The organism is Ruegeria sp. CDSA020 (genome assembly GCF_059612345.1).
In genome coordinates this window covers 503048-520315 of record NZ_JBXWQK010000001.1, presented here as the reverse complement: position 1 = coordinate 520315, position 17268 = coordinate 503048, and the positions used below count along the sequence as shown (strand labels likewise).

Annotated in this window: 16 protein-coding genes; 12 read left to right on the top strand and 4 right to left on the bottom strand. The window is 56.8% G+C overall.

The annotated features are described in order from the left end of the window. Nucleotides 1-633, bottom strand: coding sequence for a MarC family protein (locus tag AC2FJW_RS02590; protein ID WP_496690758.1), 633 nt, complete (start codon nt 631-633; stop codon nt 1-3). Nucleotides 634-725: 92 nt separating this feature from the next. Here AC2FJW_RS02590 and AC2FJW_RS02585 point away from each other — a divergent pair, with 92 nt between their 5' ends. The 9 genes from AC2FJW_RS02585 to glmM all read left to right on the top strand — a co-directional run bounded on the left by AC2FJW_RS02585 (nt 726) and on the right by glmM (nt 12938). Beyond that, the gene (locus tag AC2FJW_RS02585; protein WP_496749134.1) at nt 726-1253 is read left to right on the top strand and encodes a DUF6446 family protein; all 528 of its coding nucleotides are present in this window, start codon (nt 726-728) and stop codon (nt 1251-1253) included. Continuing rightward, a complete protein-coding gene (gltS, locus tag AC2FJW_RS02580; protein ID WP_496687541.1) occupies nt 1250-2452 on the top strand; it encodes a sodium/glutamate symporter in 1203 nt (400 codons plus the stop codon). The genes AC2FJW_RS02585 and gltS overlap by 4 nt, the downstream gene beginning before the upstream one ends. A 9-nt stretch (nt 2453-2461) precedes the next feature. Continuing rightward, complete coding sequence (gene glyS / locus AC2FJW_RS02575; RefSeq protein WP_496749133.1) at nt 2462-4669, top strand: glycine--tRNA ligase subunit beta; 2208 nt, start codon at nt 2462-2464, stop codon at nt 4667-4669. A gap of 36 nt (nt 4670-4705) precedes the next feature. Then, complete coding sequence (locus AC2FJW_RS02570) at nt 4706-7267, top strand: putative PEP-binding protein (protein ID WP_281972295.1); 2562 nt, start codon at nt 4706-4708, stop codon at nt 7265-7267. 153 nt (nt 7268-7420) lie between these two features. Continuing rightward, nucleotides 7421-8095: a cell wall hydrolase gene (locus AC2FJW_RS02565; protein WP_496749132.1), complete on the top strand. Its 675-nt coding sequence runs from the start codon at nt 7421-7423 to the stop codon at nt 8093-8095. 116 nt (nt 8096-8211) lie between these two features. Next, the gene (locus AC2FJW_RS02560) at nt 8212-9540 is read left to right on the top strand and encodes a multicopper oxidase family protein (RefSeq protein WP_496749131.1); all 1329 of its coding nucleotides are present in this window, start codon (nt 8212-8214) and stop codon (nt 9538-9540) included. A 100-nt stretch (nt 9541-9640) separates the two neighbouring features. Next, a complete protein-coding gene (locus AC2FJW_RS02555; protein WP_496700710.1) occupies nt 9641-10561 on the top strand; it encodes a dihydroneopterin aldolase in 921 nt (306 codons plus the stop codon). Continuing rightward, nucleotides 10558-11556: a dihydropteroate synthase gene (folP, locus tag AC2FJW_RS02550; RefSeq protein WP_496749130.1), complete on the top strand. Its 999-nt coding sequence runs from the start codon at nt 10558-10560 to the stop codon at nt 11554-11556. The genes AC2FJW_RS02555 and folP overlap by 4 nt, the downstream gene beginning before the upstream one ends. Nucleotides 11557-11594: 38 nt before the next feature. Next, a complete protein-coding gene (gene glmM / locus AC2FJW_RS02545; RefSeq protein WP_281972291.1) occupies nt 11595-12938 on the top strand; it encodes a phosphoglucosamine mutase in 1344 nt (447 codons plus the stop codon). Here the strand turns inward: glmM and AC2FJW_RS02540 are convergent. Continuing rightward, complete coding sequence (locus AC2FJW_RS02540) at nt 12935-13843, bottom strand: DMT family transporter (protein WP_496749129.1); 909 nt, start codon at nt 13841-13843, stop codon at nt 12935-12937. The two genes, glmM and AC2FJW_RS02540, sit on opposite strands and share 4 nt — an antisense overlap. A gap of 77 nt (nt 13844-13920) precedes the next feature. Between AC2FJW_RS02540 and AC2FJW_RS02535 the strand changes: the two genes are divergently transcribed. Next, complete coding sequence (locus tag AC2FJW_RS02535; RefSeq protein WP_142634506.1) at nt 13921-14265, top strand: hypothetical protein; 345 nt, start codon at nt 13921-13923, stop codon at nt 14263-14265. A gap of 39 nt (nt 14266-14304) precedes the next feature. On the opposite strand, the gene ilvC is transcribed toward AC2FJW_RS02535, so the two are convergent. After that, entirely contained in the window at nt 14305-15327 is a 1023-nt protein-coding gene (ilvC, locus tag AC2FJW_RS02530) for a ketol-acid reductoisomerase (RefSeq protein ID WP_142634504.1), read from the bottom strand. 132 nt (nt 15328-15459) lie between these two features. Here ilvC and AC2FJW_RS02525 point away from each other — a divergent pair, with 132 nt between their 5' ends. Next, nucleotides 15460-15915, top strand: a complete 456-nt coding sequence (locus AC2FJW_RS02525; protein ID WP_496749128.1) for an Lrp/AsnC family transcriptional regulator — start codon at nt 15460-15462, stop codon at nt 15913-15915. Next, nucleotides 15912-16370: an Lrp/AsnC family transcriptional regulator gene (locus tag AC2FJW_RS02520; RefSeq protein ID WP_496700067.1), complete on the top strand. Its 459-nt coding sequence runs from the start codon at nt 15912-15914 to the stop codon at nt 16368-16370. Before AC2FJW_RS02525 ends, AC2FJW_RS02520 begins: the two co-directional genes overlap by 4 nt. Before the next feature lie 7 nt (nt 16371-16377). On the opposite strand, the gene hutC is transcribed toward AC2FJW_RS02520, so the two are convergent. After that, nucleotides 16378-17079: a histidine utilization transcriptional repressor HutC gene (gene hutC / locus AC2FJW_RS02515; protein WP_142634498.1), complete on the bottom strand. Its 702-nt coding sequence runs from the start codon at nt 17077-17079 to the stop codon at nt 16378-16380. Nucleotides 17080-17268 lie beyond the last annotated feature (189 nt).

The window sequence follows — 17268 nt, the reverse complement described above, 5'->3', positions numbered from 1 at the left end:
TTACGCCAACCCGGGAAGCAGAACTTTAAGTCCGTCCGCGATCATGCTGATTGCGATGGCAGACAGGATCATACCCATAAAGCGGCTCATGATCACCCGAGCGTTGTCCGAAAGCCGCTTGGACAGCGCCGCGGCGTTCCAGAATGTGACGAACAGCAAAAACAGCACTGCCAGAAAAACGCCCGCATAGAGTATGACGTCCATAGGTTTGGACATTTGATGTGCATAGAGGATCAACGTTGTGATTGTGCCAGGCCCAACGAGGATGGGAAAGGCCAACGGATAAAAGGCGACGGTGTCGGGCTCGGGATAAGATTTCTTTTCGCCTTCGGTTCCGTGATGCGCCGTGCTCTCGGTGCCGCTCAGCATGTTCAGGCCGATCATCAGGACAACAAGACCGCCCGCAACGCGCAGATCATTGACGCTGATGCCGAACAGTCCCAATGTCTTGCTGCCAATGGCTGCAAAAGCACCGCCCAGGATCAGACAGTAGGTGACGGTTTTCACCGCAACCTTGCGCTGATCTGCGGGGGTCAGACCATCAGTCACGCTCAGAAAAACGGGCAAGTTGGTGATCGGGTTCATGATCGCAAAAAGCGCGCCGAAAAAACCTGCGGCGAGAGTCGTGTCCATTTTCATTACCCTAATGTCAGCCTGTATCAGGTTGGAAACTGGCCCATTTTCGACCTCAATGAAAGAGGCCACGTGAATAGGATGCTCGAACGATGACCGGAAAACTACTTGCTATTCTCCTTCTTGGGTCGGCTGTTCTGGCTGGTGGGGCCATGTACTATCTGCAAGTTTACGGCTTTTATTATGAAGTGGTCTCAAAGCCGGGACAGGATGTCCGTTTGCTAGCAATCGGCGCAGATGAGCCCGAGACCATCGCCTATACGGACTTTCAGGCGATTGATGCGGACAGCTCTCCGATTCGATACCGCGCCTGCTTTGAAACTGACCTGACGCCAGCAGATCTGGCTGGTTATCAGACCGCCAATGACCCCGAACCGTTGACGGCGCCCGGATGGTTTGAGTGCTACGATGCCATAAAGATTGCCAACGCGTTGCAGACCGGTCAGGCGCAGGCCTTTATCGGGGCTAAGAATATACACTTTGGCGTGGACCGGATCGTCGCTGTAACCCAGGATGGAAAAGGCTATGTTTGGCACGCGCTGAACAACTGCGGGGAAAAGGCCTATGACGGCACGGTCGTCGGAGAGGAATGCCCGCAGCAACCGGAAACGGGGCAATGACTTATCTCATCCCGGATATGATCGCCGCCACGTTGGGTCTGGCTGTATATCTTTTGGGGGCGGAGTTGAACACGCAGGTGAAGCTGCTTCAGCGCTTCAACATACCCGAACCGGTCAGCGGCGGGTTGGTCGCAGCGCTGGTGATGTTGGGATTATACATGGCCACAGGCATCTCATTCGATTTTGAGATGGCCACGCGGGATTACATGCTGGTGCTGTTTTTTGCGGCAATCGGCCTGAATGCCCGGTTCCTGGATCTGCTTACCGGCGGCAAACCTCTGTTCTTGCTGTTGGTTCTGACACTGATCACCATCATCATGCAAAACGGCATTGGTGCCGTCGGGGCGGTTGCATTTGGCTTTCCTGCCCAATCCGGAGTGTTATTCGGATCAGCTGCCCTGATCGGAGGGCATGGAACCGCCATTGCATGGGCGCCGGACGTTGGTGCCGTAACTGGGTTGGAAGGCGCGACCGAGTTGGGGGTCGCAGTGGCGACATTGGGTCTGGTGTTGGCCGCGGTGGTTGGCGGTCCTGTGGCCAAGTATCTTGTCGAACGCTATAATCTGACCCCCGACCGCCCCAACGAAGAACTGACAGTTGGTGTCGCAACCGAAGAACAGCGTTATCCCGATATTACGCCGCTTGGACTGATGCGGGTCATGCTGTACCTCCATCTTGCCATTATCGTTGGCTACGGTGTGAATGTCCTGATCGCAGAGGCCGGCCTGAAACTTCCCCTGTTTGTACCTTGTCTGATCATTGCCATTTTGATCGGCAACCTGCGCAGCTGGTTGCGGCCAAATGCAGTTCCCGTCAGCCGCACATCCGCGCTTGGGCTGGTTTCAGAGCTTGCGTTGGGTACCTTTCTGGCCATGTCGCTGATGAGCCTGCAGTTGTGGACGATTGCGGAACTTGGTGTGACCATTTTGGTCGTACTGGCGGCACAAACCGCCTTTACGGTAATCTTCGTTATCTACGTGTTGTTTCCGGTGATGGGGTCAGGATATCGCGCTGCAGTTCTGGCCGCCGGGTTCGGTGGGTTTGCGCTGGGCGCAACTCCGACCGCCATTGCCAATATGACCGCTGTAACCAAGCGATATGGCCCTTCACCTATTGCCTTTATCGTACTGCCCCTTGTATCCGCCTTTTTTGTGGATATCGCTAATGCCATCGTCATCCAGACGATCGTCAATTTCTAAGGACCGACTATGCCCGACCTGCTGATCGAACTGTTTTCCGAGGAAATCCCTGCACGCATGCAAACCCGTGCCGGTGAAGACCTGAAAAAGCGGATCACCGATGGTCTGGTCGAGGCCGGTCTGACCTATGCCGGGGCCGCCTCTCTGACCACGCCCCGTCGTCTGACTTTGGCGGTCGAAGGCTTGCTGGCCGAAAGCCCGTCCATCCGCGAGGAACGCAAAGGCCCGAAAGTGGGCGCACCCGATAAGGCCATCGAAGGCTTCCTGCGCGGCGCCGGCCTGACCCGCGATCAGTTGGAAGAGCGTGAAACGCCCAAAGGTGCGGTCTATTTCGCGATGATCGAAAAGCCTGGTCGCCCGGCGGCTGATATCGTGGCCGACGTGCTTGAGGCGACCATTAGGAACTTCCCCTGGCCCAAGTCGATGCGCTGGGGCAGTGGACCGATGCGCTGGGTACGTCCGCTGCATTCGATCCTGTGCCTCCTCAGCGATGAGGCAGGCGCGCAGGTCGTGCCTCTTGAGGTCGAAGGGATCAAATCCGGCGACACGACCGAGGGCCACCGCTTTATGGCCCCGAACCGGTTTTCTGTCACGTCGTTCGAGGATTATGCCGCCAAGCTGAAACGCGCCTTTGTGGTGCTATCGCCTGAGGAACGCGCCGAGCATATCTGGAACGACGCGCAGAACATGGCTTTTGCCGCCGGTCTGCAAGTGGTCGATGACAAGGGCCTGCTGGCCGAGGTGGCCGGGCTGGTCGAATGGCCCGTGGTACTGATGGGGCAGATTGACGAAGAATTCCTCGAATTGCCGCCCGAGGTGTTGCAGACCTCGATGAAGGAACACCAGAAATTCTTTTCCGTGAAGAACCCCAAAACCGGCCGGATTGAACGCTTTATCACCGTCGCCAACCGCGAGACCGCCGACAATGGTGCGACCATTCTGGCGGGCAACCAAAAGGTGCTGTCGGCCCGTCTGGCGGATGCGAAATTCTTTTGGGAGAATGACCTGCGCGTTGCCAAGTCGGATATGACCCAATGGACCCGCGCATTAGAGAACGTGACCTTCCACAACAAACTGGGCACACAGGCGGAACGGATCGACCGCATCGCAGCACTAGCCCGCGAACTGGCACCGATCGCAGGTGCCGAACCGGCAGTGGCCGAGAAAGCCGCGCGTCTGGCCAAGGCCGATCTGAGTTCCGAGATGGTCTATGAATTCCCCGAACTTCAGGGGCTTATGGGGCGGTACTACATCGAGGCCGCAGGTGAAGACGCCGCCATAGCTGCCGTGGCGCAAGAGCACTACTCGCCGCTTGGCCCGTCGGATGACGTACCAACCGCACCGCTATCAGTGACCGTGGCACTGGCCGACAAGCTGGACACGCTGACTGGATTCTGGGCGATTGATGAGAAACCGACCGGGTCGAAAGACCCGTTTGCGCTGCGTCGCGCGGCGTTGGGGGTTATTCGGTTGGTGTTGGAAAATGGTCTAAATCTGCCTCTTGGTCAGATAGCCAAGTCCTGCTTTCAAAGTGCACTTCATGAGGGATTTGGTTCTGAGCTCTCTAAGGCGATGCAAAAGTCTATTTCCGCTGTTGAATTCATCAATGTACACAGCATCGAAGAATTGAAAGACCGTTCTGACTTTGATCCAGCATTCGAGAACGCGTTTGCAGTTTTTCTTAATAATGTGGATAACCTCCTCTCCTTCTTCCACGACCGCCTCAAGGTCTTCCTCCGCGACGAGGGCATCCGTCACGACATCATCGACGCCTGTATCGCGATGGACGGGAATGACGACCTCAACCTGCTGGTCAAGCGTGCCCGTGCGCTGAATGCAGTGATCGCGACCGAGGATGGCGAAAACCTCGTGCAGGGGTTCAAGCGGGCCAACAACATCCTGACTCAGGCCGAGGAAAAGGATGGGGTGGAATACTCCTATGGCGCGGATGTGAAATTTGCCGAAACCGACAGCGAGAAAGCGCTGTTCTCGGCATTGGATCAGGCTCAGGCGCAGATCGACACAGCGCTGGCGTCCGAGGATTTCCGGGCCGCGATGACGGCCATGGCCGCGCTGCGCGGGCCGGTGGATGCGTTCTTTGAGGATGTGCAGGTCAATACCGACAATGACATCCTGCGCCGCAACCGCCTGAACCTGCTCAGCCAGATCAGGAAGGTCTGTTCCAGCGTGGCCGATCTGGCCCGAATCGAAGGTTAACGCTCTTGCGCCACGGGCGCAGGGGCCTATGCTGCGGTGAAACCAAAAGGTGCCGCAGTGCAGAATAACCCGCATACCACTCTGATCACAGCCGAAGCGCCCGTAGCGGCGAATACTCATGGCGGGCGCGCGAAATGCCTGCAGCGCCTGGTTCGGCTGGATTTTCCCGTACCACGAACGGTTGCATTGTCCTTTGATGCAGTGCAGCGGATCGCCGGCGGGCAGGTGCCCGACATTGCGGCCATTCTCGAACAGTTCGACGAGGCGGCGCTGCTGTGTGTTCGTCCAAGTTCCGAGGACCCCGATTGGGGTGGGCCTGGGGCAATCCTCAACATCGGTATGAATGATGCGCGCTATGTGGACCTGTCAGACGAGATGGGGAACGAGGCCGCGGCTGCACTGTCGCTGCGCTTTGTTCAAAGCTATGCCATTCATGTGGCGCGTCTGGATGCGGATGTGTTTGACGACATCGAGGCCGATGGGCTGGAAGGTCTGCGCCAGTCGTTGCGGGCCTATGAGGATGAAACCGACGAGCCTTTCCCACAGGATCGTGGTGAGCAGCTGGTTGCGGTTCTGCGTTCGATGGCGCGGGCATGGGATGGAACCTCAGCCCGGCTGTTACGCCAGGCAAAAGGTGCGCCAGCAGATGCAGGTCTGGGCCTGGTCATTCAAGAGATGGTCCCGGGTGTGGGGCAGGGCGAATGCGGGTCCGGCGTTCTGCAACTGATTGATCCGACAACAGGGCTGCAGCAGATAACCGGTCGTTACCTCAGCCAAAGCCAGGGTCGCGATGCGTTGGGCGAGGGGGTCGCTGCGCTGTATCTGGAAAAGGATCCGCGTGGTAAGTCGCTTGAGGAAGTTGCGCCCAAGGCATTCGCGGAACTCAAGGCACATGCTGCAATCATGCGCGAAAAGCTGCGTGAGGAAATGCAGGTCGAATTCGTCATCGAAAATGGGCACGTTCACATTCTGGACGGTGTGCGCGTGCAGCGCAGTGCCCGTGCCGCCATGCGGATTGCCGTTCGGTTGGCCGAGGATGGCATCATTCCTCAGCAAGAGGCGGTGATGCGGGTCGATCCGCATTCTCTGAACGAGTTGCTGCACCGGCAGGTTCACCCCGACGCGCGCCGCGATGTGCTGACCACAGGCATTGCAGCCAGTCCAGGGGCGGCAACCGGAAAGCTTGTGTTTACTGCGGCCGAGGCGCAGGCCAGTGCCGCGCGGGGCGAGCCCTGTATTCTGGTGCGCCGAGAGACGTCCCCGGAAGATGTCCGGGGAATGCACGCCGCAGTGGCTGTTCTGACCGAAAAGGGTGGGATGACCAGCCATGCGGCCGTGATCGGTCGCGGCTTGGGCCTGCCTTGCATCGTTGGCGCCTCTGAAATGCGGTTTCAGACCAAAGAGAAGATGTTGACAGCCCAGGATGGCCGCGTTTTCAAAACGGGCGACAAGCTGACGATAGACGGAACTTCGGGGCAGGTTCTGGCGGGGCAGCCCGCGATGCTTGAGGCGGCGCTAGACGATTGTTTTCAGACGCTTATGAGCTGGGCAGACGCCGAACGTGATATTGAGATCCGCGCCAATGCCGATACGCCTGCGGATGCGCAGACCGCTCGGAACTTTTCGGCACAAGGGATCGGCCTGTGCCGGACGGAACATATGTTCTTTGATCCCGGCCGCCTGATCGTGATGCGCGAAATGATCTTTGCCCAAACCTCTTCCGGTCGTGCGGCGGTTCTGGAACGTCTGCTTCCGATGCAACGCGCAGATTTCGTGCAACTCTTTCGAATTATGGAAGGTCAACCGGTCTGTATCCGCCTGTTCGACCCGCCGTTGCATGAGTTCCTGCCCACGACTCGCAGTGGCCAGCGTGAATTAGCAGAGGCACTTGATCTGCCGGTTTCGGATGTGGAACGCCGTGTCGCCGAGATGACCGAATATAATCCGATGTTGGGATTGCGCGGCGTCAGGCTGGGCATCACGGTGCCGGAAATCTATGATATGCAGGCCCGGGCAATCTTTGAGGCGACGCTTGAGGCCAGCAAAGAGGGCGCTCTGGTGGTCCCCGAGGTGATGATACCGCTGGTTTCGGCCAAGCGCGAGGTTGAGCTTGTCAAATCTCGGATAGACACGGTTGCGGCGTCGGTAGCCGCTGAACGAGGGCAAGAGTTCGAATATCGGCTGGGGGTCATGGTGGAAACGCCGCGTGCCTGCCTGCGGGCGGACGAAATCGCTCCACAAACTGCGTTCCTTAGCTTCGGCACCAATGATTTGACCCAAATGACCTACGGATTGTCTCGTGATGACGCCGGTCGTTTCATGTCTGCTTATGTGCGTCAGGGTGTTTTCGCCGAGGATCCGTTCCACGTGCTAGATCCCGATGGTGTAGGGGAATTGTTGAAGCTGGGGTCTGAACGCGGACGCCGGGTTCAGCCGGACGTGACCCTGTCGGTCTGTGGTGAACATGGCGGAAACCCCGAATCAATCGCAATTTGTCGGGATTTGGGGTTCGACTATGTATCATGTTCACCCTTCCGGGTACCTGTCGCTCGGCTGGCTGCCGCTCAACTGGCGATTTCGTCCAGACTTGGGGGTTGACAGTAACTGCCGACCCAAGGATTAGTGGGAAAAGAAGGTAGCCGTCGTCAACTTATTTTGACGTTACGGCGATTTTCCACTTGCATCTTCTTCTGATCTGGACGTTTCCGATTCAATTCGGTATGAGCCTCATCGCGCCCGCCGGGGGAGGGTATGGCGCAGAATGTGCCTGTGCGAGGTTATCTGATGCTAAGATATATTCTGGCTGTTGCCGTTATGGCGACAACCATGCTGCCTAGTGTGTCCTTCGCTGAGAGGGAAGCAACCGATACTGCGAAACGTGAGCTGGTCGCCCGTAGCGAACTGCCCGGTCAGAATTTTCGCGATTATCTGAATTTGTTCAAGCCCCGACAGGAGCCTGAGCCGAAAGAAGTGTCCTACTCCAAGAGCTGGTTGGACGAGCAACCCACCGCCACCGGAGGCGAACAGTTCAAGTGCCTGGCCGAGGCGTTGTACTTTGAAGCGCGCGGCGAAGGCGTGCGCGGTCAGTTTGCTGTGGCGGAGGTTATCCTCAACCGTGTTGCCAGCAGCCGCTTTCCCGACACGCTGTGTGGTGTGATCAATCAGGGCACAGGTAAGAAATACCAGTGCCAGTTCACCTATACCTGTGACGGTCAAGAGGAAGTGATCCGTGAAAAGAAGGCCTATGAGCGTGTAGCGAAAGTCGCGCGTACAGCCATCGACGGGGATGCCAAAAAGCTGACCGAAGGGGCTACGCATTATCACACGACCGCAGTGCGCCCGTCTTGGGCCAAGGTCTACAAGGAAACCGCGCGTATCGGTGTCCATATTTTCTACCGTCACAACTATCAGACGGCGAGTAACTGATTGACGCACCCGCGCTGGAACCCTACTGGCGCGGGACGAAAATCGGTTTAGATTGCGGGCCCAGGAGGCCCGTATTGTTGTTATCACGCAGACAGATTTTGCAATCCGGTACAGCAATGTTGCTGTTGCCCAAGGCAGTGCATGCCGCAATAGATGATTTGGTTGCCCAGATCGTCTCCCGACAGCTGGCCCCTGACGGGTACCCCGAGACCTCGGTTTGGTCCCTTGGTGGAAATGTGCCCGGTTCAGAAATTCGCCTGCGCAAAGGGCAAAGCGTCCGGCGCAGATTGGTAAACGATTTGCCCCAACCCGCTACGATCCACTGGCATGGCATTCGGATTGTCAATGCAATGGACGGAGTTCCGGGTCTGACGCAGGACGCTGTTCAGCCTGGCCACAGTTTTACCTATGACTTTGTGGTCCCGGATGCGGGAACATATTGGTATCATGCCCATAACCGATCCATGGAGCAGGTTGCGCGTGGCCTCTACGGCCCATTGATTGTCGAAGAAGATAATCTGCCTGATGTGGATCAGGATTTGACCCTTGTCCTGGACGACTGGAGGTTGACCCCGGAAACCGGGCAGATCGTAGAAGATTTTGATAACCAGCACGACCTCAGCCACGCCGGGCGTTTGGGTAATCTCGTCACAGTTAATGGCCAGTTTGATCCAGAATATGCAGTGGCGCGCGGTGCGCGCCTGAGGCTGCGGCTGATCAATGCGGCAAATGCCAGGATATTCGATCTGGGGCTTGATGGTCTGACAGGTTGGATCGTCGCTTTGGATGGAATGCCTCTGGTTGACCCTTTGCCGTTTTCTGGGAACGTCCCGCTTGCACCTGCTCAGCGGATGGATCTGATCGTGGATGTGCAAAGTGATGAGGGTCAGATTGCCGGGCTTGTTAGTCAAGAACGCGGTGAAAGCTTCGGTCTGGTTCGGCTTGCGGTGGCCGGACAGGCGGCGGCAAACAGGACTGGAATCCACCCTTTGCCAGCAAATGAGATGCCTAAGGTTCGGCTGGACGACGCACCGATCCATCGCATGACGCTGCAAGGCGGGGCCATGCGCTGGCTGGATTCCGCCAATATGGGCGAGACCGAGCTATCAGGCCGTGAATTGGCCCAACTCGGGAGGTTTTGGGCATTGAATGGCTATTCTGATCGACCGGATGAGCCGTTTCTGGATGCGCGATTGGGAAGTGCTCATCAGATTGAGTTTGTCAATGAAACGGTATTTTCCCATGCTATGCACCTGCATGGGCACCATTTCCGCATCATCCTGGATGACGGCACGCTGGGCCCCTGGCGCGACACAATACTGATAGGGCGGGGTCAGACCCGTAAAATCGCGCTGATTGCTGACAATCCAGGCGACTGGTTGTTGCACTGTCATATGCTGGGTCATTCAGCATCGGGAATGATGAGCTGGTTTCGCGTCAGCTGACGCCGCATTCGAAGACTGGAATGGCGCTTGTTGCAGTGTTATAGGGCCTGCAATGTGTAAATAGGTCCGAAAAATCCACCAAGCCCAAAGGGTCAACCGCATGAGTTCTGAAATCCGTCTTGCCTTTGCGCACCCCTCCGAGCGGTCCGAAGCGACAGCCACGCGGGGACCTCTGGATCGCATTTCTCTGCGGGACCATATTGTCGAGGTCGAAATTGGCGCTTTTCAGGCAGAGCGCGGAACGACGCAACGCATTTGCTTTAATATCGTTGTCGAAGTGCGCCCTTTGACCGATCCGATTGACGATGATGTTGATCGCATTTTGTCATATGATCGTGTGACCGAGGCTATCGCCTTTGAACTGTCAGCCGAGCGGTTGAACCTGCTGGAAACTTTGGCAGATCGGATTGCGGAAAGAATTTTGCTTGAGCCTCAAGCCGTAAGAGCTTTTGTCAGAATAGAAAAACTGGATCGAGGACCCGGCGCTTTGGGCGTCGAGATCGTGCGCGGTAAAGATGCAACTCACCACGATCTGGTCGAGGAAGAGCGTCCGCACCCGCGTTTGGCCTTCCTGTCAAACGAAGCAATCGCTTCGGACAATCTGACCGGTTGGATCGACCAGTTGGAGAACCGGAAACGTCCCTTGATCCTATGCGTTGGGGCGGCGGATATGGCCGTTTCACAAACGGGGCACGCCATGACACAACGCCGGATCGACCTTTTGGCCATCGAGCAAAACGCCTGGGTATTGGCCGCGCGTGACCTCCGCTGTGTCGTCGTTTCCACGCGGACTGAATTGGATTGGGCCATGAAGAACGGACAGATTTGCGTTTGGGCCCCGTCCAAGATCGTTCTTGATGCGGTGGATGGGCCATCTGCCGCACCCTCTGACGCGGTCGCTTTGGCGGCATGGTTTGCCGCGACTTTCGAAGCAAGTGAGCTGTTGGTTTTCGGAGGCGCCCTGCCGGACTCGCCGCAGATTCCGCTGCGCGCTGTGCCGGTGGATCAGGCGAATCTGTGACTGCTTACTACCGACCCCTGGTTCAGCATGGTGAGGCGCGCCCTGAAGGGGCGGTGACCTTAGTCGGTCAGAAGCTGTGGTTTACCCATGTCGAACGTCTGAGCCGGACTGAAGCCGCGTGCATCATCCCGGCTGCGCAGGTTCCGGGGGATGTGCTGGATCGACTGACACGTCCACGGGCAGCTGTTTCTGGAGTTGCGATGGATTGCCCTCAGATCATGGGGATCCTCAACGCCACGCCGGACAGTTTCTCGGATGGCGGGGTGCATAACTCGGTCGAGGCGGCACAGGCTGCGGCGCGGGACATGGTATCGCAGGACGTCAGCATTCTCGATATCGGAGGAGAGTCGACACGCCCGGGTGCAACCTTTGTCCCTGAAGATGAGGAAATCGCCCGGACCGAACCGCTGATCAGGGCGATCAGGTCGGCCACCGATGCGTTGATTTCTATAGACACCCGCAAAGCCGCCGTTGCCAAAGCCGCTTGGAAAGCCGGGGCAGGGCTGATCAACGACGTCTCGGGCTTTACTTTCGATCCGGACCTTGCGCCGTTCTGTGCTCAGGTTGGTGCCCCTGTCTGCGTGATGCACATGCAGGGCGATCCCGGTTCGATGCAGGACGACCCGACTTACGACAGTGTTTTGCTGGATGTTTATGACTTCCTACATGGGCAGGTTGGTTTTCTTGAAGACCTCGGCATGAGCCGGGACCAGATCGTTATCGACCCGGGCATAGGATTTGGCAAAACCGAAAAGCACAATCTTATCCTTCTGCAGAATCTCAGCCTGTTTCACGGTTTGGGGTGTCCGATCCTGCTGGGCGTGTCCCGAAAGGGGTTTATTGGTCAGATAGGCAAAGAACCCCGCAAAGATGCCCGTGCGCCGGGATCAATCGCCGTGGGGCTGGCCGGATTGGCACAGGGCGTGCAGATCCTACGTGTTCATGACGTCGCTGAAACCGCTCAGGCCTTGCGTCTATGGGCCGCCGTCCGGTAATCCGGTCGCAACAAGCAAGAATTTACGGAGAGATACCAATGCGCAAGCTGTTCGGAACCGATGGGGTGCGTGGCACCGCCAATACGCATCCGATCACGGCTGAGATGGCCCTGCGCATGGGGGCCGCGGTTGGGCGGTACTTCCGACGTGACCAATCCGGCGTGCACCGTGTTGTTATTGGCAAGGATACGCGCCTGTCTGGGTATATGCTGGAAAACGCGCTGACGGCGGGGCTGACCTCGACCGGGATGAATGTTTTGCTGCTGGGACCAGTTCCAACGCCGGCTGTCGGCCTGATGACGCGGTCAATGCGCGCCGATCTGGGCGTGATGATCTCGGCCAGTCACAACCCCGCCGAAGACAACGGGATCAAGTTTTTCGGGCCTGATGGCTTCAAGCTGTCGGATCAGGCGGAAATTGAAATCGAACGGCTGATCGAAGAAGGGGTTAAGCCTGCGCAGGCGCAAAATATCGGTCGGGCCCGCCGGGTAGACGATGCGCGGTTTCGCTATGGCGAGCGGGTGAAATCTTCGCTATCCCGCGATCTTAGGCTGGACGGTTTGAAAGTGGTGGTGGATTGCGCCAATGGCGCCGCGCACCGTACCGCACCCGAAGTTTTGTGGGAACTTGGGGCCGAGGTCATTCCTGTAGGCACATCTCCTAACGGTAAGAATATCAACCTGAATTGCGGTTCGACCAAACCTCAGCTTGCAGCTGAAACAGTGGTGGCGCACGGGGCCGATGTCGGGATCTGCCTGGATGGTGATGCCGATCGGGTTGTGATCGTGGATGAGCACGGACACGTGGCCGACGGCGATCAGTTGATGGCGTTGTTGGCGACCTCTTGGGCCAAGGCAGACCGCTTGCGCGGCGGCGCCTTGGTCGCGACAGTTATGTCCAACCTTGGTCTCGAACGCCATCTCGGTTCGCAGGGGCTCAGGCTTGAACGAACGGCCGTAGGCGACCGCTATGTAGTCGAGCGGATGCGTGAGGGAGATTTCAACCTGGGTGGTGAACAATCTGGCCACATCGTCATGAGCGATTATGCCACCACAGGCGATGGCCTCATGGCGGGCCTGCATTTCCTGGCTGAAATGGTACATTCCGGGCGCAACGCATCCGAACTGTCGGTTCAGTTCGAAACAGTTCCGCAACTGTTGAAGAACGTGCGCTATGGCGAGGGGCAGGCCCCGCTGGAAACAGCTGGTGTGAAAGCCGCAATCTCGGATGCCGAAGAGCGTCTGAAAGGAAAAGGCCGATTACTGATCCGTAAATCCGGCACTGAACCTCTGATCCGCGTCATGGCGGAGTGTGAAGATGATCAGCTGTTGGCCCAAGTCGTTGACAGTATCGTTGCTGAGGTCGCGGCGGTTGCAGGCTAGCGACCGGCAAGCATTCTGCGCAGGCTGAACCACTGGCTGATCGCTAGCCCGGTCAGGATCATCGCCAGAGCAAAGTAAAACCGTATCGGCAATGCCTCGGACAGAATCCACGCGCCAAATACCATCGACCATATCGGAACCTGGTAGTTGACCAGCGTCAGAAAAACAGACCCGGCGCTGCGAATAATCGAGACGCGCAACAACGTGGCAAAGGCGGTCGGAACAAGGCCCAATGCGATTATGGCGAGGCTAGGCCGTGCGCCATGCCAATTTGGCACCCCTTCGGTTACCAGCATGATGGGCAACAAGATCGCCGCGCCGACCAGCAGAGTGAGCGCAGCCAGAACAACCGGATCGACCGGAGGGCATCTGCGCGTGAATATAGAAGCGCAGGAATAGCACAGTGCAGCACCAATACAGGCCAGCTGTGCCAGTGGTTCCGCACCTTGACCAAGCTGTGCAAGGCCAGGGCCAATCAGCACCAGTGCGCCTGCAAATCCAAGTGATACGCCAACAAAACGCCGCGCGTTGAGGGGCTCATCCGAAAAGAAATGTGCCAGTGGCAACACCATCAACGGGATGGCCGCCATCGAAAGGCCCGCAAAGGCGGACGGAACATATTGCTGGCCCCAGCTGAGCAGCAAAAAAGGTAGGGCCGTCGACAGAATGCCGATCACGATGATTGAGGGCCAAAGGCCCCGCGTGGTTGTTGGCAATTTGCGACCCGTCGCCCCCATCAGCAGTATAAGGGTCAGCGCGCCCAGAGTCGTGCGCGCTGTTGCTACTGTGACGGGCCCGTACCCTTCGAGCGCGATGGCCACGACCATAAATGTGCCGCCCCAGATGAAGCCAAGTACAGCGACCATAAGCCAGTTTTTATTGGTGATTTCAGAGGGTTCTCTCATGGTATTGCCTGCTTCGTCACAATTAGCTGCGAGTGTGGTATTGTAGGGGTATTGGAAAAAGAATTTGGAGACAAATTATGGACTACAAAGAAGTGAATGCTGTTTGCCAGCCCGGAGACGATGTGGCTTCACGAGATTGGTATGCTTGGAACAACAAGATGCCTCCGGGGCCCGCTAGGTTGATTGTGACGGGCATTGTCACGGTTGGTAATCCAGGGGTCGAGCCCATGTTGGTTATCGCCAATCCGCAGGGGATCAATCCCAGCCATTTGCTGCTCAACATCTTCCTCTGTCAGAAGCCCGGGAAATGGCCCTCGGTGGTTGTCGACAAGCCGGTGCGGTTCGAGCAGCATTCGAACCCGATGTATACCCATGTGGATATTGTTGGCGGGCCGTCGATAGAAATTTTTGACGCCCATTAAATGAATGACGCCGCCCCGGGGGGCGGCGTCACGATAGGATCAGTTCTTTTCCTGATCGACCAGTTTACCGGCCGAAATCCAGGGCATCATGTCCCGCAGCTTTTTGCCGACCACTTCGATCTGGTGCTCGTCATTGGAACGGCGCGAGGCTTTGATGGTGGGTTGACCCACAGCATTTTCCAGCATGAAGTCGCGTACGAACTTGCCGCTCTGGATGTCCGACAGGGTCTCTTTCATTGCCTTCTTGGTCTGCTCATAAGGCAGGATGCGCGGACCAGTGACGTACTGACCGTATTCAGCAGTGTTCGAGATCGAGTAATCCATGTTGGCGATTCCGCCTTCATAGATCAGGTCCACGATCAGCTTGGTTTCGTGCAGACACTCGAAATAGGCCATTTCGGGTGCATAACCAGCCTCGACCAGAGTTTCAAAGCCGCAGCGGATCAGCTCGACGATACCACCACACAGAACCGCCTGTTCACCGAACAGGTCGGTTTCGCATTCTTCGCGGAAGTTGGTCTCGATGATGCCCGAACGGCCGCCACCGATGGCCGAGCAATAGGACAGACCGATTTCCAGCGCTTTGCCGGTTGCGTCAGTGTCAACAGCCACAAGGCAGGGAACGCCGCCACCTTTGGTGTATTCACCACGGACGGTGTGGCCGGGGCCTTTGGGGGCCATCATGATGACGTCTACGCCTGCTTTCGGTTCGATCAGGCCAAAGTGAACATTCAGGCCGTGGGCGAACGCAATCGCAGCACCCGGCTTGATGTTGTCATGCACGTATTTCTTGTAAGTTTCGGCCTGCAATTCATCGGGCATGGTGAACATGATGACATCACACCAGGCTGCCGCTTCTGCAATGCCCATGACCGCCAGGCCTTCGGCTTCGGCTTTCCTAGCCGAAGGCGAGCCTTCGCGCAGGGCAACGACCAGATTCTTCGCGCCCGAGTCGCGCAGGTTCAGCGCGTGTGCATGACCCTGGCTGCCATAACCCAGGATGGCCACTTTTTTGTCTTTGATCAGGTTGATGTCGCAATCGCGATCGTAATAGACGCGCATGATGCTGGTCCTTTCTGTTTCGATTGCTGTGGGTTTTAAGGCGATTTTCCAAGGATAGCGATACTGTTATCCTTGAATTATCAAGGATAACTCGAGTATCTATTCTTGAAGTGTAGTAAAAAAGAAAAAATCATGCTTGATGATGTTGACCGCAGGCTTCTGCGTCATTTCCAGGCCGACCCGACGCTGACAACCGCTGAGCTGGCCGAGCTTTGTCGCATCAGCACAAGTGTCTGCTGGCGGCGTATCGAAAAAATGCAAGAGGGCGGGATTATTCAAGCCCAAGAGGCGATCATTGACTGGGCCGCATTGGGATATGCGGTCGAGGTTTCATTGCGGGTGACGCTGGATAAGACCCAACCGCGTGCATTCGACGAGTTCATGGGTGTCGCGCGTGAGGTTCCCGAGGTGATCGAGATTCAGACCTTTTTGGGCCGTGTGGATGTGCGCTTATCTGTGCTTGCCAAGGATATGGCACATTACCAGCAGCTGTATCGTGACCGTATCCTGACTTTACCGCATATCGCAGATATCGAGGCATTGATGCATATCGCGCGGGTAAAAAGCGATGAGGTGCTGCCGCTATGACCGAATTGGATGAGCTCGACCGCAAAATTCTGCGCGCTCTGATCCAGGATGCAACGCAAAGCGCAGGTGCCTTGGGGCGTAAATTCGGCCTGTCTCAGCCCGCGATGTGGCGCCGTATCCGGAGGCTTGAAACGACGGGGATCATAAAGGGGCGCCACCTGCGTTTGAATGCAGAAGCGTTGGGGTTTGGGGTGACAGTTTTTCTGGGGGTCAAGTTGGCGCGGAAAGGTCAGGTCAGCCTTGAAGATTTCGAACGCGCCGTCAGTGCGATCCCCGAGGTTCAAACCGTTGAACATGTGTTGGGCCTCTATGATTACCGTTTGCGCGTCGTGGCACGGGATCTCTCGGACTTTGAACGTGTTCTGCGCCGCCGGATAATGACTTTGCCCGGGGCCGGAGATGTCGAAGCCAATGTATTGCTGAGCGAAGAGAGGCTACCCGGGCCTATCGGCTAGGCCCGTTTCAGTACCTAGTGCGGATGTAATATCCGGGATGATGTGTCATGCGCGCAAAGGTAATTGGCTGCCCGTCTTTCCATGTCGTGCGCTCTAATTGGATCATGGACGTCCCCGAGGTTGTCCCCATGAATTCAGCCAGCCGTCCATCTGCCGAAATCGCGCAAAAGGCGACTTCAGCATCGGTGAAGGGGGCGGCGTGCAACAGCCACTCATGCGGGCCTTTGGTGTCGAGGTCAGCATGTTCCACTTCTGGAACTGCGTCGATATTGATCCAGCGCTCTTCCAGTTGAAACGGCCGGTTGTCTGCATAGTGCATGCAGACAATATGCAAAACACGCGCTTCTTGCGAGACGCTTAACTGAGAGGCAAGCCATCCGGGGCTGGAGACGATATTACGCTCGACCAGCGCATAACGATAGGTGGAGTTCTGCCCCTCGACATCCAGTCGGGTCAGGGAAAACTCCAGTTTTGCGTGTTTGCTGGGTTCTTTTTTGACCCGCGTTCCGCTTTTACGTTTTCTTTCAACGAAGCCCTGATCTGCCAGTTCCCGCAAAGCACGATTTACCGTGGCACGGGCACAATTAAATTCTTCTGCCAACTGGGTTTCTGTCGGCAGCACCGACCCCTGTGGCCAAACTCTGGTTTCTATTCGTCGTTTTACTTCGTCACGTACAAACTGAAAACTGATCCGCTTATGCGCAGTCACGAGTGAAAATACCTTTCTTCTCCAAAGTGTATGTATCTGGTCAGAAACACGTAGGGGTGTAAAGGGTTGCTGACACTGTTTGGCGTCATTAGTTGTCGATAGGGCCTTTGAGGCGTTAAAATTTTCTTAGGAAACCGGGTTCCGTTGGGTCAATTTTCAGTAATAACTGAGAGGCAGTGAGCGAAGTTG